24 protein-coding genes, 1 tRNA gene and 1 pseudogene are annotated in these 25,043 nt (G+C 59.4%); 10 read left to right on the top strand and 16 right to left on the bottom strand.

The annotated features are described in order from the left end of the window. Window positions 1-82 precede the first annotated feature (82 nt). Complete coding sequence (locus tag BK658_RS14420) at window positions 83-487, bottom strand: serine kinase/phosphatase (RefSeq protein ID WP_123582846.1); 405 nt, start codon at window positions 485-487, stop codon at window positions 83-85. A gap of 151 nt (window positions 488-638) precedes the next feature. Between BK658_RS14420 and can the strand changes: the two genes are divergently transcribed. Next, window positions 639-1,283 carry a carbonate dehydratase gene (gene can, locus BK658_RS14415; protein WP_123582845.1) on the top strand — a complete coding sequence of 215 codons (645 nt, stop codon included), beginning with the start codon at window positions 639-641 and terminating at the stop codon, window positions 1,281-1,283. Between the two features lie 21 nt (window positions 1,284-1,304). On the opposite strand, the gene BK658_RS14410 is transcribed toward can, so the two are convergent. The 4 genes from BK658_RS14410 to BK658_RS14395 all read right to left on the bottom strand — a co-directional run bounded on the left by BK658_RS14410 (window position 1,305) and on the right by BK658_RS14395 (window position 6,509). After that, window positions 1,305-1,826 (bottom strand): SET domain-containing protein, encoded by a 522-nt coding sequence (locus BK658_RS14410; protein WP_123582844.1) that lies wholly within the window; start codon window positions 1,824-1,826, stop codon window positions 1,305-1,307. Between the two features lie 182 nt (window positions 1,827-2,008). After that, window positions 2,009-3,175: a hypothetical protein gene (locus tag BK658_RS14405; protein ID WP_123582843.1), complete on the bottom strand. Its 1,167-nt coding sequence runs from the start codon at window positions 3,173-3,175 to the stop codon at window positions 2,009-2,011. A gap of 112 nt (window positions 3,176-3,287) precedes the next feature. Then, window positions 3,288-4,988, bottom strand: a complete 1,701-nt coding sequence (locus BK658_RS14400; RefSeq protein WP_123582842.1) for an acid phosphatase — start codon at window positions 4,986-4,988, stop codon at window positions 3,288-3,290. 102 nt (window positions 4,989-5,090) lie between these two features. Further along, window positions 5,091-6,509, bottom strand: a complete 1,419-nt coding sequence (locus BK658_RS14395; RefSeq protein WP_123582841.1) for a short-chain fatty acid transporter — start codon at window positions 6,507-6,509, stop codon at window positions 5,091-5,093. Between the two features lie 201 nt (window positions 6,510-6,710). Here BK658_RS14395 and BK658_RS14390 point away from each other — a divergent pair, with 201 nt between their 5' ends. Next, window positions 6,711-8,027 carry an MFS transporter gene (locus BK658_RS14390; RefSeq protein WP_123582840.1) on the top strand — a complete coding sequence of 439 codons (1,317 nt, stop codon included), beginning with the start codon at window positions 6,711-6,713 and terminating at the stop codon, window positions 8,025-8,027. 6 nt (window positions 8,028-8,033) lie between these two features. Here the strand turns inward: BK658_RS14390 and BK658_RS14385 are convergent, their stop codons facing one another. After that, window positions 8,034-8,549, bottom strand: a complete 516-nt coding sequence (locus BK658_RS14385) for a RidA family protein (RefSeq protein WP_123582839.1) — start codon at window positions 8,547-8,549, stop codon at window positions 8,034-8,036. A 164-nt stretch (window positions 8,550-8,713) separates the two neighbouring features. On the opposite strand from BK658_RS14385, the pseudogene BK658_RS30775 reads away from it, so the two are divergent. From BK658_RS30775 to BK658_RS14375, 3 genes and pseudogenes are all read left to right on the top strand, one after another. Then, window positions 8,714-9,538: pseudogene (locus tag BK658_RS30775) on the top strand (PAS domain-containing protein); the annotation flags it as partial. 108 nt (window positions 9,539-9,646) lie between these two features. Further along, complete coding sequence (locus BK658_RS30770) at window positions 9,647-10,078, top strand: methyl-accepting chemotaxis protein (RefSeq protein WP_237142992.1); 432 nt, start codon at window positions 9,647-9,649, stop codon at window positions 10,076-10,078. A gap of 118 nt (window positions 10,079-10,196) precedes the next feature. After that, on the top strand, window positions 10,197-10,778 hold the full coding sequence (locus BK658_RS14375; RefSeq protein WP_123582837.1) for a flavin reductase family protein: 582 nt from the start codon (window positions 10,197-10,199) through the stop codon (window positions 10,776-10,778). 6 nt (window positions 10,779-10,784) lie between these two features. Here BK658_RS14375 and BK658_RS14370 read toward each other — a convergent pair whose 3' ends face one another. Together BK658_RS14370 and BK658_RS14365 are read right to left on the bottom strand one after the other, a co-directional pair. Next, window positions 10,785-11,153 (bottom strand): cupin domain-containing protein, encoded by a 369-nt coding sequence (locus BK658_RS14370; RefSeq protein WP_123582836.1) that lies wholly within the window; start codon window positions 11,151-11,153, stop codon window positions 10,785-10,787. A gap of 77 nt (window positions 11,154-11,230) precedes the next feature. Next, on the bottom strand, window positions 11,231-12,040 hold the full coding sequence (locus BK658_RS14365; protein WP_123582835.1) for an AraC family transcriptional regulator: 810 nt from the start codon (window positions 12,038-12,040) through the stop codon (window positions 11,231-11,233). 160 nt (window positions 12,041-12,200) lie between these two features. On the opposite strand from BK658_RS14365, the gene BK658_RS14360 reads away from it, so the two are divergent. Beyond that, the gene (locus tag BK658_RS14360; protein WP_123582865.1) at window positions 12,201-12,842 is read left to right on the top strand and encodes a LysE family transporter; all 642 of its coding nucleotides are present in this window, start codon (window positions 12,201-12,203) and stop codon (window positions 12,840-12,842) included. Window positions 12,843-12,941: 99 nt separating this feature from the next. After that, a complete protein-coding gene (locus BK658_RS14355) occupies window positions 12,942-13,295 on the top strand; it encodes a gamma-glutamylcyclotransferase family protein (RefSeq protein WP_123582834.1) in 354 nt (117 codons plus the stop codon). A gap of 151 nt (window positions 13,296-13,446) precedes the next feature. On the opposite strand, the gene BK658_RS14350 is transcribed toward BK658_RS14355, so the two are convergent. Together BK658_RS14350 and BK658_RS14345 are read right to left on the bottom strand one after the other, a co-directional pair. Next, window positions 13,447-13,818, bottom strand: a complete 372-nt coding sequence (locus tag BK658_RS14350) for a helix-turn-helix domain-containing protein (protein WP_103318411.1) — start codon at window positions 13,816-13,818, stop codon at window positions 13,447-13,449. A gap of 3 nt (window positions 13,819-13,821) precedes the next feature. Beyond that, window positions 13,822-14,124 carry a type II toxin-antitoxin system HigB family toxin gene (locus BK658_RS14345; protein ID WP_123582833.1) on the bottom strand — a complete coding sequence of 101 codons (303 nt, stop codon included), beginning with the start codon at window positions 14,122-14,124 and terminating at the stop codon, window positions 13,822-13,824. Window positions 14,125-14,422: 298 nt separating this feature from the next. On the opposite strand from BK658_RS14345, the gene BK658_RS14340 reads away from it, so the two are divergent. After that, window positions 14,423-15,253 (top strand): alpha/beta hydrolase, encoded by an 831-nt coding sequence (locus BK658_RS14340; RefSeq protein ID WP_123582832.1) that lies wholly within the window; start codon window positions 14,423-14,425, stop codon window positions 15,251-15,253. Window positions 15,254-15,302: 49 nt separating this feature from the next. On the opposite strand, the gene ggt is transcribed toward BK658_RS14340, so the two are convergent. Further along, window positions 15,303-17,147 (bottom strand): gamma-glutamyltransferase, encoded by a 1,845-nt coding sequence (ggt, locus tag BK658_RS14335; protein WP_123582831.1) that lies wholly within the window; start codon window positions 17,145-17,147, stop codon window positions 15,303-15,305. 190 nt (window positions 17,148-17,337) lie between these two features. On the opposite strand from ggt, the gene BK658_RS14330 reads away from it, so the two are divergent. After that, a complete protein-coding gene (locus BK658_RS14330; RefSeq protein ID WP_123582830.1) occupies window positions 17,338-18,441 on the top strand; it encodes a DUF2817 domain-containing protein in 1,104 nt (367 codons plus the stop codon). A 112-nt stretch (window positions 18,442-18,553) separates the two neighbouring features. Here the strand turns inward: BK658_RS14330 and BK658_RS14325 are convergent. Beyond that, window positions 18,554-18,630, bottom strand: a tRNA-Met gene (locus BK658_RS14325). Window positions 18,631-18,746: 116 nt separating this feature from the next. Beyond that, a complete protein-coding gene (locus tag BK658_RS14320) occupies window positions 18,747-20,804 on the bottom strand; it encodes a methyl-accepting chemotaxis protein (RefSeq protein WP_123582829.1) in 2,058 nt (685 codons plus the stop codon). Between the two features lie 332 nt (window positions 20,805-21,136). Here BK658_RS14320 and BK658_RS14315 point away from each other — a divergent pair, with 332 nt between their 5' ends. Continuing rightward, complete coding sequence (locus BK658_RS14315; RefSeq protein ID WP_123582828.1) at window positions 21,137-22,354, top strand: MFS transporter; 1,218 nt, start codon at window positions 21,137-21,139, stop codon at window positions 22,352-22,354. A gap of 185 nt (window positions 22,355-22,539) precedes the next feature. Here the strand turns inward: BK658_RS14315 and ychF are convergent, their stop codons facing one another. From ychF to BK658_RS14300, 3 genes are all read right to left on the bottom strand, one after another. Continuing rightward, complete coding sequence (gene ychF / locus BK658_RS14310) at window positions 22,540-23,640, bottom strand: redox-regulated ATPase YchF (RefSeq protein ID WP_123582827.1); 1,101 nt, start codon at window positions 23,638-23,640, stop codon at window positions 22,540-22,542. Window positions 23,641-23,663: 23 nt separating this feature from the next. Continuing rightward, the gene (gene pth / locus BK658_RS14305; RefSeq protein WP_123582826.1) at window positions 23,664-24,248 is read right to left on the bottom strand and encodes an aminoacyl-tRNA hydrolase; all 585 of its coding nucleotides are present in this window, start codon (window positions 24,246-24,248) and stop codon (window positions 23,664-23,666) included. 169 nt (window positions 24,249-24,417) lie between these two features. Beyond that, complete coding sequence (locus BK658_RS14300; RefSeq protein WP_054595617.1) at window positions 24,418-25,017, bottom strand: 50S ribosomal protein L25/general stress protein Ctc; 600 nt, start codon at window positions 25,015-25,017, stop codon at window positions 24,418-24,420. Window positions 25,018-25,043: the final 26 nt, after the last annotated feature.

The following is a 25,043-nucleotide window of genomic DNA, read 5'->3' as shown; positions in this document are numbered from 1 at the left end:
AGAAAGAACGCGTTAGCCGATTTTACGGCTGCTTCGCCCGAGCGCGGACCGGCCGGCGGGAGCAAGCTCCCTCGCCACAGGATTACCGATTACCATCAACCGGATCGCGTTCTGCCAGTTCCGCCTCATCCAGCCCGTTACCACCGCCGATTTCGTCCTCATCGACAATGCTCAAGTCCCAATCGGCGCTGAAGTCTTCTCCGGCTTCATGAGCGTCACGGGCGCCATCTTCGCGGATCAGGTTTTCCGGGGTCATGTCGTCGTCATTGGGCTCGTCGTCATCAGCCGCGGTCCCGCCCATGCCTTTTTCACGTACGCGTTCGCTGGGCAGTTGTTGCTCACGCTCGTGCTCGCGGGTCAGGCCGCCGATGGTCTCGCCGGGTTCTTCTTCATCGAAATCCAGCTCGCGCATCGAACCCATGCGGTCTTCGTTGTCGTCGATAGGCTCGGGTTGGACCGCGCCGTAAGGACGTCGTGAATCAGTCATGGAAATTCCTCATAATGTGGGGCCTTATAGGGTGGACAGGCGATACCCTTAAAGATTCCAAGGCATTTCTGTTCGGCTACCTACAACACCCGCGTGACCCCGACGGGCGGTTGTCTGTCAAAGCAGTGCACCATTCTTGAGGCTTCAGAGCATGAACGAATTACAAGATCTGATTGATAACAACGCGCGTTGGGCCGATGCGATCAAGCAGGAAGATCCTGAGTTTTTCGCCAAGTTGGCGCGCCAGCAAACCCCGGAATACCTGTGGATCGGTTGCTCCGACGCGCGTGTACCGGCCAACGAGATCGTCGGCATGCTGCCCGGCGACCTGTTTGTACACCGTAACGTTGCCAACGTGGTGCTGCACACTGACCTTAACTGCCTGTCAGTGATTCAGTACGCGGTGGATGTGCTGAAGGTCAAACACATCCTGGTTACCGGCCACTACGGTTGCGGCGGCGTACGCGCCTCGATGCAGGACCGCCAGTTGGGCCTGATCGACGGCTGGCTGCGTTCGATTCGCGATCTTTATTACGAACACCGCGAAGAGCTTGGTCAATTGCCGACTGAAGAAGAGCGGGTCGACCGTCTCTGCGAACTCAACGTGATCCAGCAAGTGGCCAATGTCGGTCATACCAGCATTGTGCAAAATGCCTGGCACCGTGGGCAGAGCCTGTCGGTCCATGGTTGCATCTACGGCATCAAGGACGGTCGCTGGAAGAGCCTGAACGCGACCATCAGCGGTTTCGAGCAACTGCCGCCGCAATACCGTTTGCGTCCGGTCGGTGCCTTGTAAACGGCGCTCAGCCTCCGTTTATCAGTGGCTATGTCGATGCCAGTGTTGCAAGAACTTCTGGCCTTCGGCGTTTGGCGGATCATTGTAACCGGTGATCCAGCCACGGCAGTCGGGCGAGCAGCACTGACAGGCGAACTGATGCGTCAGCTTCTCTTCAGTGCTGGCGTAGTCCATGCACAGCACAGTGCCAGGTACGATGTCCTTCAGCGCCCATAACCACAGTTCGCTCATGTCGAGAAAGACGTTCGGGTCGCAGGAGTGCAGCAGCAGTCCGGAAAAAAACGGGTCGTAGACGTGGATACCTGGCGCCAGTTGCAGGGTATGCAAACGGCGGGTATGGATCAGCAGTCCCGATACCCGACAGATGCGACTGATGCGCAGATAATCGCGCTGTGCCGTGATTGCCGCGCCGCGCCCATCTTCAGCCTGGTTAACCGTGAAGTGAGCTGTGGAGGGGTAGCCCTGGCTGACTCTCAGTTCTTTGTACGGGTAAATGCAGCTGCTCGACAGCGTAGCTGCCTTGTCCCTGGCCTGGGGCTTCATAACGATCCTTGTTCATTGGGCGCTGCGACCACCGGAGGCTGGCGATCCTGCCAGCCCTGCAGCACATGGGTACGCTTAAAGAGTCTCGCAAATGAAACAGAGGGTCTACTGTCAGATCTGACAGGCGATAGAGGCTGCCTGCTGCGTCAGCGAATGCTTACGCAGCAGGCGTGTCCGCAGGATTACAGGTGCGATGTCGCCAGTTCGGGTGCAGGCTCCTTCAACTGGTTCAGTTGGGGTTTGATGTCGGGGGCCGAACACCTGGCTGCAGCTTGCTCGGGCGTCTGATGGCGGATCGAGGTGTAGAACAGCTCGCAGGTTTTCTCTTTCTGGGCCACTTGCCAGGTTTGCGTGCAGGTGTTGAGTTGTGTACTCGGGTCACTGGCGGGTTTGCTGCCCATCCCCGCTTGCCAGCAAGCCGCACTCAAGTCCTGGCCCATCACCTTCAAACCCGCTGCATCGGCCTTGGCCTGATCGTTGTCATAGTTCGCCGGGTCGGCCGCATACCAGATGTAGCTGGGATGGTTAGAGCCCAGTACCGGTACCTTCACGCCCGGGGTTGGGCTGATTTGTGCCAGCCCCAACACGGCCACGCTCTGCCCATACTGCTCCTTGACCCAGTTACGCACTGGTGCTCCGAACGCGACCATAGGCAAGGTCACGCCGCTGGCGGTCTGGCTGAATTGTTTGACCAGGGTGGTCTGGTAGTCCTTGAAATAGCCGTAGACGCCCACAAGGTCATTGCCGGCGGTGGACGGAGCGGCAATCGGCGCAATATCGATAATGGTCTGGTAGGCCGGTGTTTGTTCGGCAGCGATGCCGTTGGCGGTCAGCAGCGTCGCCCAGCGGTCGGTGGTCTTCGATTCCAGGTAATCCTGGGCCTGGGTCAGCGAATAGTCCGGAGGGAAATGCAGCAGCTCGACGCTTTTGCGGTTTTCCAGCGCCATGCCCAAGGGCAGGAACAGGTACCAGCTGTACGCCCACTTGCCGTCAGCATTCAGCTTGTTGGCGCCGGCGTGGGCCAGATCCCCGGCATCGAGCAATGCAGTCAACGGTTTTGCGTAGTCCTTTGGCACGCCGCTGATGTTTGCGTAGAGTTGATTGTTATCGGTTTTTACCTGGACTTTTGCCGTGGTGTAGCCATCTCGTTGAACACTTTGAGTCAGGTAGTGCTCGACCGTTTGCTCCAGCGTCCAGTTGCGATAGCAAATCACGTTGCAGTTGTTGGGGTAGGCAAACAGCTGAGTTACCCGTTCGGTACTGCCCAGTTTCAGGTCGGTATCGGCGTGGGCGGTAGCGCCCAAGGTAAGGGCGGCCAGGGTGAGACTCAATCCTGCGAGTTTGAACATGCTCAGATCCTTTTCAGCGTGGGTCCCCGGAAGCGAGGGCGGTTACATACTGAAACCACTTGCGTCGATAGGTCTAGTACCCACGCGAAAAGATCGCAAGACTGAAAATCAATCAGCCGGGAAAATGCAGCGCATTGCTCAAGTCGCCCATCGGCTTCTGACCCCGGGCAATCATTGCGGTATCACGCTGCTTGATCCCGTCGAGCGTCTCAAGCTGGAACACCCGGGTGATCAGCCGCAGGATCGACGCGGTGTCGTACACCGTGTGATCCACCGTACCTTTACGCGCGAATGGCGACACCACCAGCGCCGGTACCCGTGTGCCGGGGCCCCAGCGATCGCCTTGCGGCGGCGCGACATGGTCCCACCAGCCGCCGTTTTCATCGACCGTGACCACGACCACCATGTTTTTCCATTGCGGGCTTTCGCGCAGTACTTTCAGCGCTCGGACGATATGCCGGTCACCGGACGCCACGTCGGCGTAACCGGCGTGCATGTTCAGGTTGCCCTGGGGTTTGTAGAAGCTCACCGCCGGCAACTTCCCGGCTTCGGCATCGGCAAAAAACCGGTTGGTGCTCGACTCGTCACCCAGACCGCCATCGCGCAGGTGTTTACTGCGTTCGGTCGGGTTTTCCGGGCCCAGTTGCTTGAAGTAGTTGAACGGCTGATGGTGATACTGGAAGTTGGGGATCTTCGGAATGCCCCCCGAGTCCTTGAACTGCTCCAGCGTCGCCTGCCAGGCGCCGGCGTACCAGGCCCAGTCGATGTTCTTCTTCGACAGCTTGTCGCCGATGTGTTCGTGAGTTTGCGGCACCAGCACACTGGGTAGATCGGCTTTGGCATATTCCGGGCGTTCCGGGTCGCGGATCCAGGTCGGCCAATAAGGCGGGGCCATGGTGTTGACCGCATAACCATCCGGGGTCAGGGCGCTGGGGCCGAACTGCGGTGGACCAGTCATGGCGCTGGCCGGGGATTTCTCCAGTGGCTTGAGGCGCGTGTCGAGCGGGTCATCGCTTTGCAGTGAAGCGATTTGCGCCTTGGCCACCGAGTTGACGGCATCCGGGTAAAACGGCACGGCGGCACTGATCAGGTACTGATGGTTGAGAAACGAGCCGCCGAAAGCACCCTGGAAGAAGTTGTCGCACAGCACAAACTCCCGGGCCACGTCCCATAGACGCAGGGAATAACGGCTTTGGGCGTAATGCCCCATGGTCAAGCCGCCCGAGTCGGCCCAGGCGACAAAACGGTCGTTCTTGCCGCCGTTGATCTGCATCTGGTTCTGATAGAACACATGCCACAGATCCCGCGTCACCAGGCCAAGCGGCAGGTCTTCGCCATTCGGGCCCTTGAGGGCGTAGGGGGCGTTGGGCAGGTGTTGCTGAAATTGGGTTTCGCTCGGATACGCCACGCCATCGAGGGTTTGCGGGCCGATCTGCAACACGCCACCCCAGGCCGGCGGCAAGGTTTCCAGCAGGCTGCCATCCCGGTCGCGCTGTTGATAGTCCTCAGGCTTGAGCGCTGACAACGGTTTTTCAAGGCCCGGGAAGTCACCGAACAGGTTATTGAAACTGCGGTTCTCGGCAAAGATCACCACCACGTTTTTCACCTGATCGCGCAACGCCTTGTCCAGTTCGGCAGGCGACAGCGGCCGCTCTTCCGGCTTGCACGGCGTGTCGCCAGTGTTGCCGCAGGCACTCAGTGTCGCGCCGACACCCAGGACTGCAACGCCGCCCAGAAAGCGCCGACGGCTGGTGTCGGTGGGGCTGTCGTCTGCTGGAGGAGGTGCATCGTTGCCGGTTTTGTCGTCGTTCATCCTGAATCCTGTTTTGCGGAAAAGTGTTGCCGTATGTTTCGGCTGGACGCTAGCAGCGAGATATGACGGCGAGGTGACAATGGGGTTTCAAAGCTCTTTTGACTACGGCATCACTGGCGCCACATAAGTCAGCGTCGTCCCCAGCGCCCACAGCAGAAACAGCACCAGAGGCGTGTGCACCAGCAGTTGCACGAACGAAAAACCGATCAGGTCCCGCGCCTTCAAGCCGAGCACGCCGAGCAGCGGCAGCATGTAGAACGGGTTGATCAGGTTGGGTAGGGCTTCAGCGGCGTTGTAGATCTGTACGGCCCAGCCCAGGTGGTATTTAAGGTCGTTGGCGACTTGCATCACGTACGGCGCTTCGATGATCCATTTACCGCCGCCGGACGGAATGAAGAAACCCAGGATCGCCGAGTAAACGCCCATCAGCAGGGCGTAGGTGTCGTGGGAAGCAATGCTGACGAAGAAGGTCGAGATGTGGTGCGCCAGGGTCTGGCCGTCAGTGCCTTTGACCACGGTCATCAGCGCGGCGATGGAACCGTACAGCGGGAACTGGATCATCACGCCGGTGGTGGTCGGCACTGCGCGGGCCACGGCATCGAGGAAACTGCGCGGGCGCCAGTGCAGCAGTGCGCCAAGCATCAGGAACAGGAAGTTGTAGGTGTTCAAGCCCGAGATCGCGCTGATCGCCGGTTTGGTCGCAAACTCATGAAACAACCATCCGGCCGCCAGCAACACCAACAGAATGGTCAATATCGGGCTGTATTCCAGCCATTCGCCGGGGCGGGTACGTGCTTGTAGCGCCGGCATGCTGAAGCTGGGGTCGATGCCGCAGGCCTTGGCGTCACGGGCGGAGTTCGGGCCGGGGGCGGTGGCATAGGCGATGATCAACGAGACCACGATCAGCGCCAGCAACAGCCCACCGGACTGCCAGAGGAAAATCGTTTGGGTGAATGGAATCATCCCGGTGATCGACAGGATCGACGGCGGCAAACTGGCCGGGTTGGCCTGCAACTGCGCTGCCGACGAAGACAGTCCCAGTGCCCAGACAGCGCCGAGCCCCAGGTAAGCGGCGGCACCGGCGGCACGGTAGTCCATGCGCAAGTCGGTACGACGCGCCAGTGCACGCACCAGCAAACCGCCAAACACCAGCGACAGCCCCCAGTTGAGCAATGACGCGACCATGGAAATCAGTGCGACCCAGGCCACGGCCGAGCGACCGTTTTTCGGGATGCGCGCCAGGCGGTCGATCAGTTTCACCGCCGGTGGCGAGCTGGCGACCACATAGCCGCCGATCACCACGAAGGCCATTTGCATGGTGAACGGGATCAGGCTCCAGAAGCCGTCACCGAAAGCCATCGCGGCATCGGTGGGCTTGGCACCCATGATCATGGTGGCCACGGCTACGATAATGACCGCGAGCGCGGCAAACACCCAGGAGTCGGGAAACCAGCGTTCGGCAAAGTTCGAGCAGTGCAGGGCAAAGCGGGCGGAGCGGCTATCTTCGATTGCAGCGGCCACGGGAGTACCTCGATTTTTATGTTTATTGTGGTGCGAGCCGGGCCGTGCAGGCCCTTGCGGTCAGACATAAACAGTAAATCAATCAAGATGTATTTGCGGTGCTGTTTTGCACACTTGGGACTATGGTCTAACGGGTTGTTCGAACGCGTTTTTGCGTAGACCATGGGCGCCGTATTTTTTTGCCCATTTCAGAGCATTTTTATGACTGCCATCCTTGATGCACGACCGGCACCGTTCTCCCGGTCTGACTACAAGACCCTGGGTCTGGCGGCGCTCGGCGGGGCACTGGAAATCTACGACTTCATCATCTTCGTATTTTTCGCCCTGACCCTCAGCCAACTGTTCTTTCCTCCGGAAATGCCCGAATGGCTGCGTTTGCTGCAAAGTTTCGGGATTTTTGTCACCGGTTACCTGGCGCGGCCGCTGGGCGGGATTCTGATGGCGCACTTCGCTGACCGGCTGGGGCGCAAGAAGGTCTTCAGTCTGAGCATCCTGATGATGGCGCTGCCGTGCCTGCTGATCGGGATCATGCCGACCTACGCCCAGATCGGCTATTTCGCACCGTTGCTGTTATTGCTCCTGCGAGTGCTACAAGGCGCAGCGGTGGGCGGTGAAGTGCCAAGCGCCTGGGTGTTCGTGGCAGAGCACGCACCGGCCGGGCACCGGGGGTATGCCTTGGGCTTCCTGCAAGCCGGGCTGACCTTTGGTTACTTGATCGGTGCATTGACGGCGACCTTGCTGGCGCGGGTCTACACCCCGACGGAGATCCTCGATTACGCCTGGCGTTACCCATTTCTGTTAGGTGGCGTGTTCGGGGTGATTGGCGTCTGGTTGCGTCGTTGGCTGAATGAAACCCCGGTGTTCATGGCCATGCAGGCGAGTCGCGAACGGAATGTCGAGCTGCCGCTGCGCACAGTGTTGCGTGAGCATCGGCTGGCAATGCTGCCGGCAGTGCTTCTCACCTGCGTGCTGACCTCGGCGGTGGTGACCTTCGTTGTCATCACCCCGACCATGATGCAAAAGACTTTCGGCATGAGTGCCAGCCATACCTTCGCCCTGAGCAGTCTGGGCATCGTGTTTCTGAACGTCGGCTGCGTGATCTCCGGGTTGATCGTTGACCGCCTCGGCGCCTGGCGTACGGTGATGCTCTATAGCTTGCTGCTGCCGTTGGGGATTGGCGTGCTCTACACCAGCCTGATTGGCGGTGCACACTGGATTGGCCTGGCCTATGCCATTGCCGGTCTGGGTTGCGGGGTGGTCGGTGCGGTGCCGTCGGTGATGGTCAACCTGTTCCCGGCGCGGATTCGCGTCTCGGGGATTTCGTTCACCTACAACATTGCCTACGCCATTTGGGCCAGTATCACGCCGTTGTTGCTGATTGGCCTGATGCCGTGGAGCCCATGGATCTGCGTGATGTTTTGCGCGGTGATGGGGGCGGTCGGGATTGGCGCAGCGCTGTACTTCGGCTCACGCCTGCCGCGGGTCGATCATGCGGCTGGCGTGACCTGCAATCCCTGAGGCACTTCAATCGTAGGGTTCATCTTCCTCGATCGGTGTTGGTTCAGGCTCAAGCGCGACGATCATGTCGACTTCGACCGAGGCGTTTTTCGGCAACTGATACACGCCCACCGAGGTCCGTGTGTGCACACCGGCTTCGGCAAAAATCCGGTAAAGCACCTCCGACGCACCGTCGGCGACTTCACTTTGTTGCGTGAAGTCGGCGGCGCTTTGCACGTAGACGTTAATGCGCAAGATCTTCTTGATACGGTCGAGGTCGCCGAGCAACTGCATGAGGATCGCCAATGCGCGCATCGTGCAGATCTGCGCGGCATACCGGCCTTGATCCAACGACACTTCGGCACCGACCCGGCCCACCACCATTACCGTATTTTCAATGCGTGGAATCTGTCCGCTGACGTACACCTCATCACCGTTTTGCACCGCAGGCACGTAGTTGCCGCCAATGCGCATTTCACCGTCGAAGCGCTGTCCCAATTGCTGTGCCATGTCTTCAAATAGCGCTTTGCGTGACTGATCCATGCCTCGATTCTCCTAACGGTAGTGATTGTGCGTGGCCGACTATAGCGCGTTGAATCACCCTTCAAAACGCCGCTTTTGAGGCATTACGGGCGAATAGTGGCTAGGTGCCAACTATTTTTGTAGGACAACCCGGCAAAGCTCTTCAGAAAAGCTGCGTAAGGCCGATGGTAAGTCTGAAGGACGCTCTCAACCCTGCCCATCGGTGCATCGCAATGTTCAATAAACGCTTGAAGCAGGAGCTGTCGGCTCTTCGCGAGGAACTCTCCAGCCTTCAACAAGTGAAGGAAAGCCTGGAAAGCGAGATGCTCGTGCTAACCCTGGACCCTGATGGACGGGTGCAATCGATTAACCAGAATTTCGCCCAGGAAATGCTCTACAAGGGCAATGACCTGATTGGTCGGCACATCGAAGAGATCGTTCCGGCCCACGTCAAGACCGATGAATTTCACCAGCGCTTCAAGAATGCCATGACCCGTGGCGAGCACTTCGCGGGCGCTGTGCGCTTGCTCAGAGGCAATGGCGAGGAGGCGTGGTTGCGCTCTATTGCCCAGCCGATTCGTAGCTCGGACGGCCGGATCAAACACTTTTCGATTTACTCCAGTGACCTGACCCGCACCATCGAGGCGTCACGTGAACACGAGAACCTGATCGGGGCGTTGGTTCGTTCGACAGCCGTCATCGAGTTCGACCTCAACGGTAATGTGCTGACGGCCAATGATCGGTTCTTGAACGGTATGGGTTATAGCCTGGCGCAGATCAAAGGCAAACATCACCGCATGTTCTGTGAGCCCGAGGAGTACAACAGCTCCGCGTATCAGGACTTCTGGCGACGCTTGAACGCCGGCGAGTTCGTGGCCGACCGCTTCAAACGCGTCGACGGCCATGGTCGAGTGGTCTGGCTTGAAGCGTCCTACAACCCCGTGCACGACGCCAATGAAAAGCTCTACAAAGTGGTCAAGTTCGCCACCGTGATCACCGATCAGGTCAATCAGGAACAAGCGGTTGCCGAAGCGGCGAACATCGCTTACAGCACCTCATTGCAGACCGACAACTGTGCACAGCGTGGCACCGCCGTGGTGACCCAGGCGGTGGACGTGATGCGAGAGCTGGCCAAGCACATGCAGCAGGCTGGTGAAGGCATTGAGGCGCTGAATGAACAGTCGCTGGTGATCGGCACCATCGTCAAGACCATCAGCGGCATTGCCGAACAGACCAACCTGCTGGCGCTCAACGCCGCCATCGAAGCGGCCCGTGCCGGTGAGCAAGGTCGAGGTTTTGCGGTGGTGGCGGACGAGGTTCGACAACTGGCTTCGCGCACCAGCAAAGCCACCGACGAAATTGTCGGTGTGGTGCGTCAGAACCAGGACATGGCGCGTGATGCGGTGGTGCTGATGACGGACGGCAAGCTCCAGGCCGAACAAGGTTTGGCGCTGGCCGCCGAGGCTGGCACGGTGATCGTCGAGATCCAGGATGGTGCGCAGAAGGTGGTCAACGCGGTCGGGCAGTTCGCCAATCAGCTGTCAACCTAAGCTGGGCTCGAGCGAGCCTGTCCTCGTGTTTGAGGTGCAGGCCGCTGTTCAGTTTCGCTCTGCACTACGTCCGGGCCGATACCGTTACACTTCGCTCTTTTCTCCGGAGCAGATACCCATGAGCGTTTCCCATCGCCGGCCGGTTCCCTTGTCCAGGGCCTACCGTCTGCTCAACCATGGGCCGACCGTGCTGGTCAGCGCGGCCCACGACGGCAAGCGCAACATCATGGCGGCGGCCTGGGCCATGCCGCTGGACTTCGAACCGCCGAAAATCGCCGTGGTGCTCGACAAGCCGACCTGGACTCGCCAGCTGCTCGAAGCTTCAGGCAGCTTCGTGCTGAACGTTCCCTGTGTGGCCCAGGCCGACATCGTACAAACCGTCGGCTCGACGTCCGGCCTTGAGCGAGACAAGTTCCAGGCCTATGGTTTGCAAACATTCACCGGTGAACAGCTCGATGCGCCGATGCTCGACGGTTGCGTAGCCTGGCTGGAATGTCGTCTGCTGCCCGAGCCGCACAATCACCAGCAGTACGACCTGTTCCTGGCCGAAGTGATTGCCGCCCAGGCTGACGAGCGCGTATTCAGTGATGGCCGCTGGCACTTCGAAGGGCACGATGCGCTGCGCACGCTGCACCACGTCGCCGGTGGGCATTTCCTGAAAATCGGCGATCCGGTGACGGGTAAAAACCTGGACGATTGAGCCTCGTCAGACCCACTGATCATTCAGTGCCGTACGCTCCCCACCTTCGCTCCCGGTATTGAGCACGCCCTTGGGTTCGATCAGCAGCAGTTTGACTTCCTGTTCGGCAAACGGCTTGTGCTCGACGCCCTTGGGCACCACGTACATTTCGCCTGGGGACACCAGCACCTGGCCATCGCGAAAATCGATGCGCAGTTGGCCTTCGAGGACGATAAACGTTTCGTCAGTGTCCTGATGATCGTGCCAGATGAAATCTCCCAGCAGTTTCACCACCTTGAACTGGTAGTCGTTCATTTCGGCGATGACCCGCGGCGACCAGTGCTCGTTGATCTGCGCAAGCTTGTTGGCAAAATTCAGGCTTTGATACGGCTGCATGGCACGGCTCCCGTTGGTGATTGTGAGCCCACGGTAGCGCTGCGGCGCAGCGCACTTCTTGCACGATTGTGCGCGGCTCAGCGGCGGTGCATTTTCATCCAGCGGGCGGGTGACAGGCCGTAGGTTTTGCCAAACTGCCGGGTCATGTGGCTTTGATCGCTGAAGCCTGCGATCAGCGCGGCATTGGTTAGCGACTCACCTTGCATCAGCAATGAGCGCACCAGATCCAGGCGGCGCATGGTCAGGTAACGATAGGGGCTGGTGCCGAACAGCAGGCGAAAGTCCCGCGACAGACTCCAGCGATCACGCCCGCTGTGTTCGGCCAGTTGATCCAGGGTCACCGTTTGGTCCAGGGCGCTATGCATGAACTCGCGAGCGCGTTCTGCTGCGCGGTAATCAAAGCTCTGGTGATGGGCGGTCACTCCCGATATGGCGCTCATGGCCTGCGCCAGATCGAACAGCGCATCCTGCTGCTCCAGCGGGTGGAGAGGGCGATCGATGCTCTGCAGCAAGACCTCGGTTGCCGCGAACAAGCGCGGATCAGTGGAAATACCGGTCTTGATAAAGGGCAAAGGCTGGCCGCCGAGCATCTGCTGGATCAGTGCGGGCTCGACGTAAAGCATCCGGTATTTGAAGCCGTCCTCGGTACCGGCCTCGCCATCGTGGGCTTCGTCGGGATGCAACACCATAGTCCCGCCCGGCAAGCTATGTCGCCAGCCGCCACGATACTGAAAGCTTTGCACGCCGGACAAGGTGCGGCCAATGGCGTAGGTGTCGTGACGATGAAGGTCGTAACCATGACCGGAGAAAAATGCCTCGATACGCTCCAGCCCTCCCGAATCGGGGGCTCGCTGGAACCAGTCGGTGAGGATTTTCTGCTTGCCCATGGGGAGCCTTCGTGTCCGGGTGTTCGGTGGCGAACACGGTAGCTCAGGTGCGGGTTGGCTGTCAGCCGGATAACCGGTTGATTGCTGTGCCTAAGGTCGAGTAAAACCTGTGGACGTTGTTCTGCGGTTTTTCCACCGCTCACATAGAGGTGATTCACAGATAGAACTCCAACACCTGACCTATGCTGCCCCCTTGTTATCGCTGGCGTTGCTGTGGACCGTCGCGGTGGTCACTCCGGGGCCAAATTTTTTTACCACCGCGCAACTGGCCGCCAGTTGCTCGCGACGCCACGGAGTGGTGGCTGCGTTGGGTGTCGCTACCGGCACGGTGCTGTGGGGGCTGGCCGGCGGCTTGGGAATAAAGTCGCTGTTTACCGCCGCACCGACGCTGTACCTGGCGTTCAAGATTGCCGGTGGTTGCTACCTGATCTATCTGGGTTTGAAGCAGTTCAATCGCAAGCCAGCGCTGAGCCTCGGCGCAAGTGCGGGGGCGAGCGAGCCTTACCGCACGCTGTTTTCGGCCTATCGCCAGGGATTTCTGGGCAACATGACCAACCCGAAATCAGCGCTGTTCGTCGCCACCATCTTCGCCACTTCAATGCCGGCTTCGCCACCGCCGATATTGCTGACGCTGGCGGTGATCACTATGGCTGCGCTGTCCTTCAGCTGGTATTGCAGCGTGGCGCTGCTGTTTGCCAGCCACCGGGTCGCGGGGGCATATGGTCGTTCACGGCAATGGCTGGATCGCTTTGCCGGCAGTTGTTACGTGCTGTTCGGCGCCCATCTGGTGGCGAATCGTTGAGGTGTTATAGGGAGAAGGAGTTCTCTGCATGACTATCAGTTTTCGCCCGGTAAGCGAGCAAGACATCCGAAACGCTACTTTTAGAGACGAGGTTCGCTGATGACCGATTCCAGTAATACGCGGGTTTACCTGTTTTCCTACGGAACGCTGCAGGACAAGGCCGTACAGCTCACCAACTTCGGGCGCGAGTTGTCCGGTAGTGCGGATCAGATGCTCGGTTACGAGCAGTCCTGGGTCGAAATTACCGACCCCGAAGTATTGGCGACCAGTGGCAAGACTCACCATCCTATCCTGCGTCCCGGCACTGCTGACAGTGCGCCGATCCCCGGTACGGTGTTCCGGATCACGCCAGCGGAGTTGGCGGCTGCTGACAGCTATGAAGTCTCGGATTACAAGCGGGTCAGCGTGGTGCTGGCGTCCGGGATCGAGGCATGGGTGTATGTGAGTGCGTGAGTCTGCAGGCCAGGTGCTGCTTGAATGTTCGCGCCATGGCGGTGATCAAGGTCTCGCACATCATTCTGGATGTGCCGGCCTGATATCAGTGGAGCCTGGAGGAAAGCTCAAGCCTGCGTGTTTCGCTTTTTTCGAACGAAACGCGCAATGCTTAAATGTCTCTGACGGGCTTGATCAGGCTCTCTGCCGGAATCCCGAACAGTTCATGGAGTTTCCAGATCATGGGTAGTGTCAACGCCCGTTTGCCGTTGAGTACTTCATACACTCTGTTTGTCCGGCCAATGGCGGGTGCCAGGTCAGCAGCAGATAAGCCCGATTGTTCCATGCGAAATTTGATCGCATCTATCGGGTTGGGAAGGTCAACCGGGAACTGCTTCGCTTCGTAGGCCTGAATGAGGGTAATCATGATGTCGAAGTAGTCACCTTCAGACGTGCCCGGTTCTGGTTCGTTGTCGAATAGTGCAGATACTTCCTTGAGGGCTGCACGGTAGTCCTGTTCGGTATGAATCGGACGAATATTCATGGGTTACTCCATTTCAACGGCATCGGCATCGATAGCGTCGTATTGCTGGTGAGTGCCGACAAACTTTATGTATACGGCCCCGAAGCGATAGGCCACGGCGACGACAAGCCGATAGGCGTTACCCTTGATGTTAAACACCACCCTACGGCTCTTGAGGATACTGGCGCTGCCAAAATTGGCCTTGATATCCGCAGGGCTTGCCCAGTTAGCCTCCTTTGTTTCGTCAATCCAGGCCAGGAATGACTGCTCTGAGTCAGGGTATTTCTCCCAGAATCCTTTCATGTGACTGATAGCGATAATTCTCATGGCACGATCCTAGTCCCATGCTGGGACTGCTGCAAGTTGTTGTAGGTACATAGCGATGTACGGGCGGATCGAGTTTGCTGTCCATGTCACTCAATGCCCCGGTACTCAAGCATAGCGACCGTTGTTCGAGCCCTTGGATAGGTCAGGCGCAAATATCATTGCTGGATGTGGCCGTTCAGATATCTGCACTTCGCTATCGGGTAACGGCACGAATTGACCGTCATTTGCGACTACAATCGCGCGCTCGGTGACAGCAGGCGTGGGTGTCTGTCCTGGTCGAACGTGTCGGAGGGAGCAGATGAAGCGCAAACCAGGTGTCTTGAAGATTGCGTTGTTGCTCGGCGCTTTGCTGAGTGGTTGCCAGTCGCCCAGGCAGTCTCTGGAAGCGCTGGGGTCAGAGCATGGTCAGCATGTGGAAATAATCGTTACTCAAGCTTTTCCGCTGATCCTGAGTACGCCGTTGAAGCGTCCCGATACCCGCCGGATCCGTCTTTACCTGGAAGGTGACGGCCACGCCTGGGCGACGGCTTCCCAGCCGAGCCTCGACCCCAGCCCACAGCAGTTGCTGATCGCCGGGATGGCGTTCAATGATCCGACACCGAGTCTTTACCTCGCGCGTCCTTGTCAGTTCGTCAGTGCGCCAGGGTGCGTACCGGCACTGTGGACCGCGCGGCGCTTTTCGCCCGAAGTGCTGGACAGTCTCGATCAGGCGTTGAACCAGATCAAAAGCCGCTACGGCAACCAGGACTTTGAGCTGATCGGTTATTCCGGCGGTGCTGCGTTGGCCTTGTTGCTAGCGGCGCGCCGCGACGATATTGCTCAGGTGCAAACCCTGGCCGGTAATCTCAGCCCGAGGTTGTGGGCCGAGCGACTTAACCTCAGTCCGCTCACCGGCTCGCTGGAACCTTTGGATAACCGAGCGCGCTTGGCTCATGTTCGGCAACGGCATCTGGTCGGGGCTGATGATTCCATCGTGCCGCCGGCCCTGGTCGACAGTTATCGTCGGGCGCTAGGGCGGGCTGATTGCCTGGAAGTGGTGGTTTTGCCAGGTGTGTCCCATGCCGAGGGGCTGGACAAGGTATGGGGCGATTGGCGGGATCGACCGATCCAGTGTGCTGGCGCCAGATAATTAAAAAGGGCTTGCCTTGCGGTAAGCCCTTGGTCATTTCCAGAGCCGATCAATCCCCCAGCGCTTCACCTTCACGCCGTGGATCGGCGCCCCCGGCCCAGGATGCTTTGCCCTGCGCGTCGCGTACGCGAACGATGGCCTGGGTGCCGCTGGTCATGTCGATTTGATTGACCGTATGCCCTTTGTCCTTGAGGTCCTGAATCAGCGCCGGGCTGAACTGGCCCTGTTCCAGTTCGGTCGGGCCGTTGCGGCTGCCGAAGTTGGGCAGGTTGATGGCGGCTTGCGGGTCGAGGTTCCAGTCGAGCATTCCGACTACCGACTTGGCAACGTACTCGATGATTTGCGAGCCGCCGGGCGAGCCGACCGTCGCGACCAGTTCACCGCTCTGACGATCAAAGATCAGCGTCGGCGCCATGGAGGAACGCGGGCGCTTGCCGGGTTCGACACGGTTGGCCACGGGTTGGCCGTTTTCTTCGGGGATGAACGAGAAGTCGGTCATCTGATTGTTGAGCATGAAACCCTGCACCATCAGGTGCGAGCCGAAGGCCGCTTCAACGGTGGTGGTCATCGACACGGCAGCGCCCTGATCATCGACGGCAACCACTTGCGAGGTAGAGATCCGCAGAGGAGAGCGGTCAGGGGCGTAGGCCACCTGAATGCCCGGTGGCGTGCCGGGTTTGGCGCTGCCCATGCTGCGATCGCTGATCAACGTTGCGCGGCTGGCCAGGTAGGCGGGGGAGACCAGGCCGGCGACCGGGACCGGCACGAAGTCCGAGTCGGCGACGTACTGCGCGCGGTCGGCGTACGCCAGGCGCTCGGCTTCGGCGATCAGGTGCACGGCTTCAGGCGCAGGTTCGATTCCCGCCGGTTTATCGGTCTTGAGCGGTTTCAGTCGCGCCAGAGTGAAGCGACTGTCATAGCTTTCGAGTGCCTGCAAGGTGCCGAGGATCTGCGCCACGGCGATCCCGCCCGACGATGGCGGCGGCATGCCGCACACTTGCCAGCGCTTGTAGTCGGTGCACAGCGGAGCACGCTCTTTGGCGCTGTAGCCGTTGAGGTCGTTCAACGACAGGCTGCCGGGGTTGGCATTGCCTTGAACCTTGGCGACGATCTCCTGAGCAATCGGACCTTGATACAACGCACTCGGGCCTTCAGTGGCAACACGTTTGAGGACCTTGGCCAGTGCCGGGTTTTTCAGCAACGTGCCAACGGCTTTCGGGCTGCCATCAGCATTCAGGAAGTACGCAGCCATGTCAGGGGAGCGCGGCAGGAACGGATCGGAAGCGATCATCGTGTGCAGGCGCGGCGAGATCGCAAAGCCCTTTTCCGCCAGGGCAATGGCTGGCTCGAACAGCTTCGCCCATGGCAAACGACCGTGCTTTTGATAGGCCAGCTCCAATGCACGCAACACCCCTGGCGTTGCAACCGAGCGTCCGCCAATCTGCGCATCGGGGAATGGCATGGGTTTACCGTCGGCTTGCAGGAAGAGCTTTTCAGTTGCGCCAGCGGGTGCGGTTTCGCGGCCGTCGTAGGTGCGCACTGCCTTGCCGTCCCAGAGAACGATCAACGCGCCGCCACCGATCCCCGAGGATTGCGGTTCAACCAGTGTCAGCACCGCTTGCATGGCGATGGCGGCGTCGATCGCCGAACCGCCTTGGCGCAGCATCTCGCGTCCCGCTGCGGCTGCCAGTGGGTTGGCCGCTGCGGCCATGTGTTTGGCAGCGTATTGGGTGTGCAGGTCGGTGCGATACCCCGAGGCGATTTCCGGGGCCACGGGCAAGGCGCTGATGGACGGTGAAGCGGGCGGGGTGTTGCAGGCCGCAAGGGTCAGTGCGGTGGCTAGCAGCGACAGGGCAGTCAGGCGGTAGCGGTTCAAATGGAAGGCTGGGAACACGTGGAGCACTCCGTCCGTGGGATAAAGGATCAACGGACTGTATCTGCGCCACGACCCGGCTGCAACGCTGGTCTTGTGCGTATTGGTTGACGGATGGACACCTTTTCTCTTCTTCGGCGCTGGGTTTTTCTGTAGGGTCGGGGGCGCTGGATCTTTGCTAAAAACACATCAATAACAACAAGAGGCCGACATGCAGACCGAGTTCCCAACGCAGCCAAGTTACCGTTCGCAGCGCGAACAATTCCTGGCGGCAGCGACCGCAGCCGGCGCGACGTTGACCGAATACCCGCATCCACTCAAAGGGCCGTTTGGCGAGTCCTTGAGTACTGACGTGGCGGTGCTCGGCGACCCCGGCGCAAAGCGCCTGCTGGTGATGCTGAGTGGCACTCACGGGGTTGAGGGCTTCTACGGTTCGGAGTGTCAGATCAATTGGCTGAACGAGTTCGGCAAACGCCCACTGCCCGATGACGTCGCGGTGGTAATGATCCACTTGATCAATCCTTGGGGTACGGCGTGGCTGCGTCGTGTCAACGAAGACAACATCGACCTGAACCGCAATCACCTGAACTTTGATCGGCCGTTGCCCGACAATCAGGCCTACGCGGCGCTGCACCCTATTTATGCCTTCTCCCAGTTGCAGGGCCCGGAGCGTGAGCGCGCCGATGCTTTACTCGCCGCGCAGTTAAGCGAGCATGGCTGGCCGGCAGTGATGTCGATTGTCGAGGGCGGTCAGCACAGCCATCCCGACGGTCTGTTTTACGGTGGGCGGGCGCCGAGCTGGTCGAGCCGGACCTTGCATCAGATCATTGCGGCGCATCTCTCCCAGGCCGAGGTCGCCATGTGTTTCGACCTGCATTCCGGTGCGGGAGAGTACGGCCATCCGATGCTGCTGACCGTTACGCAAGCGGCTTACCCTGCGCTGGAACAGGCGCAGGCCATTTACGGTCCGTGGCTCTACACCATTCAGACCGGCGCGCAGACCCACAGCGAAACCGGGATTGCGGCATCGGCCACTGGTTACACTTCGCAGGCGCTGCTCGATGCGCTGCCGCAGGTGCGCCTGATGCCGTTTGTCATCGAGTGCGGCACCTACCCGGGAGAGGCGGTGCATGCTCATCTGCGTGACGATCACTGGTTGCACCTGCACGGCAATCCGGGGGATGCAGTGGGGCGGGCGATCAAACTGAAGCTTGTTGAGCAATTCTATCCCGCCGACAGTGACTGGCAGGAAATGGTCTGGGTTCGCACCCGGCAGATATGGGAAAAGGCGTTGTCGGCATTGCCCACGCTATAGTCGAACGCCTCGGCGCTTGATGAATACGCCGGCTCACATTGCGATGTGAGCCGGGTACTTTTCTTCAGGCATAAAAAAACGGCCTACCTTTCGGTAAGCCGTTTTTAGTACTTGGTGGCTACACAGGGACTTGAACCCCGGACCCCAGCATTATGAATGCTATGCTCTAACCAACTGAGCTATGTAGCCAAGTGGCGCGCATTATTGGCTCGTAACGATGAAGTGTCAAGCGTAAATCTAAAATATTTCTCTACGCTTTCAACCGCTTATCAACCCGGCCCATAAAAACGGATGAGTTTTCAGCTTCAACCCAGCTGAAACCGCCCGGTATTCTCGCTCAAAGCCTTGCTACCCGAACTCAAGGTGTCCGCTGCGAGGTTCACCGCCCGTGCGCCTTCAAGCAGGCGCACGGCGGCCTGATCGACTTGCTGGATGTTGCCACTGACCTCATCGGCGGTGCTGGCTTGCTCTTCCACCGCAGTCGCGATCTGCGCCAGGGTATCGGTGACGCTTTGCACTGCGCTGGCGATTTCCCCCAACCGTTCGCCGAGACCGGTAACCGCTTGTGCGTCGGTTTGGGCCTGGCCGCAGGCGGCTTCCATCAGGCTCACGGCTTCGTTGACAGTGCTGCGCAGGCTGTCGACGGTGCCGGCGATCTGTGCGGTGGAGGATTGGGTGCGCTGCGACAGGCTGCGTACTTCATCGGCGACCACCGCAAAGCCCCGGCCTTGTTCGCCTGCGCGGGCGGCTTCGATGGCGGCATTGAGCGCCAGCAGGTTGGTCTGCTCGGCCACACCGCGAATGGTGTCCACCACCAGTTGAATCTGCTGCCCTTGTTCGCTGACCCGGCCAAGGGCGGCGGCAGTATCGTTCAGGCGTTGATTGAGCTGCTGAATGCTCGCCGTGGTGCGTTGGCTGTCACGGCTGCTCTCGGCGGCAATGCGCTGGGTCTGCTGAGCGCTGCCTGAGGCTTGTTCGCAACTCTGGGCGACCCCTTGCGAAGTTGCGGCCAGTTGCGTGGCCGCAGCGGCGATCTGGCTGATCTGCAACTGTTGGGCTTCGACTTCGCCCAGAGCCTCGCTGGCGTGAGTATTGAGGGCTCGCACCGCGTTGCCCAGTTGCAGGGTTTCGTGATCGACCCCCAGCAGGCTGGTGCGCAGTTGCACCACTGCAACGTTGAGCGCGTTGCTGATCGCTGCCAGCTCATCGCGACCGTGCACAGGCACTTGCAGGCTCAGGTTGCCATCGCGCAGGGCTTCGGCGAGCAATGTGATGCCGCTGGCGCTGCGGTGGATCGAGGCTTGCAGGCAGATGAACAAATACAGCGCAGCCAGCAGCAAGCAGCCGAGGACGCTCGCCACCAGGATGAACTGGCGAATGGCCGAGCCGTGGTAATAGTCCAGACGCTGGTCCAGTGATACCAGCGATTGCTGGCGCAGCGAGGCGAGGTCAGAGAGGAGGGCGTCGAGGTTGCGTTCGAAGTCTTCCGGTTTAAGCGTGATGCTGGCGCCGAACATGCCGTCATCCAACCCTTTCAGTCCGGTGTCCAGATGCTTGAGGCTGTCGTGGTATTGCCCGGCCCAGGCCTGCAACGCACTCGGCAGCCGTGCTTCGAGCAGGCTGCCAGTCTTGATCAGTTGCTCGCGAGCGTCACCAATGCGGCCGCGCAGGTCGCGCAGTTGCAGGCGGCTTTGCAGTGAGAACTGTCCGGACACCACCGATGCCTGACCGATGCTGGCGAGGCGTCCGACCCGCTCGATCAGGTCGGGCGCGTGCTGGGTCGAGATCTGCGTCAGCAGGTAGGTCTCCAGCCAGGGAGCCAGTATCAGGCGGTTGTCCATGGCGATCTGTTCGCGCAGTGCTTGCAGCGCGCCTAGGGCCGCAGTGAAACGCTCATAGCCATCCGGCCACCAACCGACGCTGCTCAGGCTTTTCGAGTCCAGACCATTGAGTGCGGTTTGCAGGGTTTGATAACGACTCAGGGTATCGGCCTCGGCCCCTGCGGTTGTCAGCGCATGGCCAAGATCGTTCGCGGCTTGATTCAGAGCAGGCTGCACTGCATCGAACGCGGCCATCGCGGCGACAGTGGCGGGTGTTGGCTGGCGATTGGTTTCGGTGGCGCGCCAGCGGGCGGCGCGGTCGCGTTGGGCGGCGAGCAGGTTGTCCAGCGCGTCGAGGGCAATCAACTGGCGCACACCGGCACGCTCTCCTGCAATCAGGCTGAGCTTGTCGCGGTAATCCTGGCCAATCATCCACAGGCTGCCCGCCAGCGGCAGGATAAACAGTAGAAACAACAACTGAAACTTGCGGGCGAAACCGAAACGCCCAAGCAGTCCAATCCCCGGTGCCAGAAAAGCCTGCATGCCCGACTACTCCTCTGGGCACCACGCACCAACGGCGTGCGGTCGCGGCGTTGTGGCCGCACCCTGTGCCCTCATAAAAGGCCTCGAAAGTTCACCTCGGCGGGTCATGTGGGACCGGCGTTGTGGTGAAACTTCCCATTCTCGATCCCCTTTGTAAGGGGCCGCGTTGAAGCGGATAAGCAAGGCAAGATTCAGACCATGGCACTGCGCTATTACGTGACGGTCGACAATCCAGAGGTCGTTAGCAGGCTAAGGGGATGGCATTGCTGCACTGAAAAATGGCACATTGGCGCACCTGCAAGTACGCCCCCATCCGCTGTATGGAAACGCTCATGGCTACCAGTAACGCTCAAACGGCCGCATCGCCGGCACTCGCGACTTCGCAAAGCAGTCCGTTGGTCATGCGAATCATCGGCGCGGTGGCGCTGGCGCATTTGATCAACGACCTGATTCAGTCGGTGTTGCCGTCGATCTACCCGATGCTCAAGGCCAATTACGGGCTGACCTTCACCCAGGTTGGTCTGATTACCCTGACCTTTCAGCTCACGGCATCGCTGTTGCAGCCATGGGTCGGTTACTACACCGATCGCCATCCCCAGCCGTATCTGCTGCCGGCAGGAGCGATCTGCACCCTGGTCGGCATTTTGATGATGTCCCAGGTCGGCAGTTTTCCGTTGATTCTGTTGGCGGCGGGATTGATCGGAGTCGGCTCCTCGACCTTTCACCCGGAAGCTTCTCGCGTGGCACGGTTGGCCTCGGGTGGGCGTTTCGGGTTGGCGCAATCGACCTTCCAGGTCGGTGGCAACGCCGGCTCCGCATTTGGGCCGTTGCTGGCGGCGGCGATCATCATTCCGTTCGGTCAGGGCAATGTCGCCTGGTTCGGATTGTTCGCAGTGTTTGCGTTGGTGGTGCTGTACGGCATCAGTCGCTGGTACGCCAATCACTTGAGCCTGTTCAAGCTCAAGCAAGGTCAGGCGGCGACTCACGGGCTGTCGAAGGGCAGGGTGGTGAGCGCGTTGGTGGTGTTGGGGCTGTTGGTGTTTTCCAAGTATTTCTACATGGCCAGCTTCACCAGTTACTTCACGTTCTACCTGATCGAGAAGTTCGACCTGTCGGTGGCCAGTTCGCAGCTGCACCTGTTCCTGTTTCTCGGAGCGGTCGCGGCGGGGACCTTCTTTGGTGGGCCGATTGGCGACAAGGTCGGCCGTAAGGCGGTGATCTGGTTCTCGATCCTCGGTGTTGCACCGTTCACTTTGATCCTGCCTCACGTCGACCTGTTCTGGACCAGCATCTTGAGCGTGGTGATCGGCTTCATCCTGGCCTCGGCATTCTCGGCCATCGTGGTCTACGCGCAAGAACTGGTGCCGGGTAATGTCGGCATGATCGCCGGGGTGTTCTTCGGCCTGATGTTCGGTTTTGGCGGGATTGGTGCGGCACTGCTGGGGCATCTGGCGGACATTCACGGCATTGAATACGTGTACAGGCTGTGTTCGTTCTTACCATTGTTCGGGGTGTTGGCGATCTTCTTGCCGAGAACCAAAAAAATCTGACTCACCTCAAATCCCCTGTGGGAGCGAGCTTGCTCGCGATAGCAATCCAGCTGTCACATCAATGTCGGATGTGCCGACATCATCGCGAGCAAGCTCACTCCCACAGTTGTTCGGTGGTGTGGCGGATGATGTTTTCAGGCATAAAAAAGCCGCGTCTGAACGCGGCTTTTTCTTGAACGTGTGTTTTACACGTTGAAACGGAAGTGCATCACGTCGCCGTCTTTGACGATGTAATCCTTGCCTTCCAGGCGCCATTTACCGGCTTCTTTGGCACCGGCTTCGCCCTTGTACTGGATGAAGTCGTTGTAGGCGATGACTTCGGCGCGGATGAAGCCTTTCTCGAAGTCGGTGTGGATCACGCCGGCAGCTTGTGGTGCAGTGGCACCGACGCGGACGGTCCAGGCGCGGACTTCTTCAACACCAGCGGTGAAATAGGTCTGCAGGTGCAGCATTTCGTAGCCAGCGCGGATTACGCGGTTCAGGCCAGGTTCTTCGAGGCCCAGGGCTTCGAGGAACATGTCTTTTTCTTCGCTGTCTTCAAGCTCGGCGATTTCCGCTTCGATCTTGTTGCAGACCGGCACAACCATTGCGCCTTCTTCTTCAGCAATGGCCTTGACCACGTCGAGCAACGGGTTGTTTTCGAAGCCGTCTTCAGCGACGTTGGCGATGTACATGACCGGTTTGGTGGTCAGCAGGTGGAAGCCACGGATCACCGCTTTCTCATCGGTGTTCATGTTCTTCATCAGGCTGCGCGCAGGCTTGCCGATGGTGAAGTGAGCGATCAACTGCTCCAGCAGGCCTTTCTGAACCACGGCGTCCTTGTCACCGCCCTTGGCGTTGCGGGTGACTTTCTGCAGTTGCTTCTCGCAGCTGTCGAGGTCGGCGAAGATCAGTTCGAGGTCGATGATCTCGATGTCGCGTTTCGGGTCGACGCTGTTGGAAACGTGAATCACGTTCTCGTCTTCGAAGCAGCGGACCACGTGAGCGATGGCATCGGTTTCGCGGATGTTGGCCAGAAACTTGTTGCCCAGACCTTCACCTTTCGAGGCGCCGGCAACCAGGCCTGCGATGTCGACGAATTCCATGGTGGTCGGCAGGATGCGCTTTGGATTGACGATGGCCGCCAGGGCCTCCAGACGCTTATCCGGCATCGGCACGATACCGGTATTCGGTTCGATGGTGCAGAAGGGGAAGTTCTCGGCCGCGATACCGGATTTGGTCAGGGCGTTGAACAGGGTGGACTTGCCGACGTTAGGCAGGCCGACGATGCCGCAATTGAATCCCATGGTGTTTCCCCGAGGAGTTAGAGTCAGGCCTTCTGGCTGTGCAGGTTTTTCATCGCGCGGTTCCATTCTCCGGCGAGGATATCCGGCAGCACGCCGAGGGCAAAGTCGATGCTGGCATCGAGTTTTTCCTGTTCGGCGCGTGGCGCACGACCCAGGACAAAGTTTGAAACCATACTGGCAACGCCTGGGTGGCCAATGCCGAGCCGCAAGCGGTAAAAGGTATTTTGATTGCCCAGTTGCGCGATGATGTCGCGTAACCCGTTGTGACCGCCATGCCCGCCGCCCTGTTTGAGCTTGGCAACGCCGGGTGGCAAGTCGAGTTCGTCATGCGCCACCAGTATTTCTTCCGGTTTGATGCGGAAAAAACCGGCAAGAGCCGCCACGGCCTGGCCGCTACGGTTCATGTAGGTGGTGGGAATCAGCAGACGAACATCCTGACCCTGATGCGAGAAGCGCCCGGTCAGGCCGAAATATTTGCGATCGGCCACAAGGTTGACGCCTTGTGCTTGCGCGATGCGCTCAACAAAAAAGGCCCCTGCGTTATGCCGGGTCTGTTCGTATTCGGCGCCTGGATTTCCCAGGCCAACGATCAGTTTTATGGCAGTCACATCAGGGGCCCTTCTTTGGAGTGGTGGATAACATCGCCGCAATAGGTGTGTGCGGCGAAAGTGGACGAAAAATGCTCATTTACCATTATGTAAACTTCGCGTTCCCGCCCGCTTTCTCGCTACGTTCCAGTCCGCGATGTTACTGGGTCACTCCGGCGTACAGAGTGAATTACTCTGCAGCGCCTTCTGCAGCTTCTGGAGCAACACGTGGAGCGTGAACGTTGGCAACAGCCAGGTCGTTACCGTGAGCCAGAGCAACAAATTCAACGCCTTTAGGGGCCTTGAGGTCGGACAGGTGAATGATCGAGCCGATTTCGGCGTTAGCCAGGTCGACTTCGATGAATTCAGGCAGGTCTTTTGGCAGGCAGGAAACTTCAACTTCAGCAACAACGTGCGAAATTTCGCCGCCTTTTTTCACTGCAGCAGCTTCGTTGACGAAGTGCACAGGAACGTGAGCGGACAGTTTCTGACCAGCAACAACGCGTACGAAGTCAGCGTGCATCACGTGGCCTTTGGCCGGGTGACGTTGCAGAGCTTTGATGATTACGTTTTGCTTGGTGCCGCCAACATTCAGCTCGATGATGTGGCTGTAAGCCGCTTCGTTTTCGAGCAGTTTGGCAACTTCTTTGGCCAGCATGCTGATGGATTCAGGGGCTTTTTCGCCACCGTAAACTACAGCTGGAACCAGGCTTGCGAGACGACGCAGGCGGCGGCTCGCACCTTTCCCCAGGTCGGAACGCACTTCAGCATTCAGAGTAAAATCGTTCATGTTGTATCTCCAAAATAACCACATTC

This window comes from Pseudomonas brassicacearum, assembly GCF_003732175.1.
Lineage (GTDB): Bacteria > Pseudomonadota > Gammaproteobacteria > Pseudomonadales > Pseudomonadaceae > Aquipseudomonas > Aquipseudomonas brassicacearum_G.
Note: the sequence above shows the minus strand (reverse complement) of the source record. Positions and strands in the feature narration are given on the sequence as shown.

Coding starts and splice junctions, on each gene's coding strand:
- BK658_RS14420 (WP_123582846.1), bottom strand. CDS start 487: ATGACTGATTCACGACGTCCTTACGGCGCGGTCCAACCCGAGCCTATC.
- can (WP_123582845.1), top strand. CDS start 639: ATGAACGAATTACAAGATCTGATTGATAACAACGCGCGTTGGGCCGAT.
- BK658_RS14410 (WP_123582844.1), bottom strand. CDS start 1,826: ATGAAGCCCCAGGCCAGGGACAAGGCAGCTACGCTGTCGAGCAGCTGC.
- BK658_RS14405 (WP_123582843.1), bottom strand. CDS start 3,175: ATGTTCAAACTCGCAGGATTGAGTCTCACCCTGGCCGCCCTTACCTTG.
- BK658_RS14400 (WP_123582842.1), bottom strand. CDS start 4,988: ATGAACGACGACAAAACCGGCAACGATGCACCTCCTCCAGCAGACGAC.
- BK658_RS14390 (WP_123582840.1), top strand. CDS start 6,711: ATGACTGCCATCCTTGATGCACGACCGGCACCGTTCTCCCGGTCTGAC.
- BK658_RS14385 (WP_123582839.1), bottom strand. CDS start 8,549: ATGGATCAGTCACGCAAAGCGCTATTTGAAGACATGGCACAGCAATTG.
- BK658_RS30770 (WP_237142992.1), top strand. CDS start 9,647: ATGCGAGAGCTGGCCAAGCACATGCAGCAGGCTGGTGAAGGCATTGAG.
- BK658_RS14375 (WP_123582837.1), top strand. CDS start 10,197: ATGAGCGTTTCCCATCGCCGGCCGGTTCCCTTGTCCAGGGCCTACCGT.
- BK658_RS14370 (WP_123582836.1), bottom strand. CDS start 11,153: ATGCAGCCGTATCAAAGCCTGAATTTTGCCAACAAGCTTGCGCAGATC.
- BK658_RS14365 (WP_123582835.1), bottom strand. CDS start 12,040: ATGGGCAAGCAGAAAATCCTCACCGACTGGTTCCAGCGAGCCCCCGAT.
- BK658_RS14355 (WP_123582834.1), top strand. CDS start 12,942: ATGACCGATTCCAGTAATACGCGGGTTTACCTGTTTTCCTACGGAACG.
- BK658_RS14350 (WP_103318411.1), bottom strand. CDS start 13,818: ATGAATATTCGTCCGATTCATACCGAACAGGACTACCGTGCAGCCCTC.
- BK658_RS14345 (WP_123582833.1), bottom strand. CDS start 14,124: ATGAGAATTATCGCTATCAGTCACATGAAAGGATTCTGGGAGAAATAC.
- BK658_RS14340 (WP_123582832.1), top strand. CDS start 14,423: ATGAAGCGCAAACCAGGTGTCTTGAAGATTGCGTTGTTGCTCGGCGCT.
- BK658_RS14330 (WP_123582830.1), top strand. CDS start 17,338: ATGCAGACCGAGTTCCCAACGCAGCCAAGTTACCGTTCGCAGCGCGAA.
- BK658_RS14320 (WP_123582829.1), bottom strand. CDS start 20,804: ATGCAGGCTTTTCTGGCACCGGGGATTGGACTGCTTGGGCGTTTCGGT.
- BK658_RS14315 (WP_123582828.1), top strand. CDS start 21,137: ATGGCTACCAGTAACGCTCAAACGGCCGCATCGCCGGCACTCGCGACT.
- ychF (WP_123582827.1), bottom strand. CDS start 23,640: ATGGGATTCAATTGCGGCATCGTCGGCCTGCCTAACGTCGGCAAGTCC.
- BK658_RS14300 (WP_054595617.1), bottom strand. CDS start 25,017: ATGAACGATTTTACTCTGAATGCTGAAGTGCGTTCCGACCTGGGGAAA.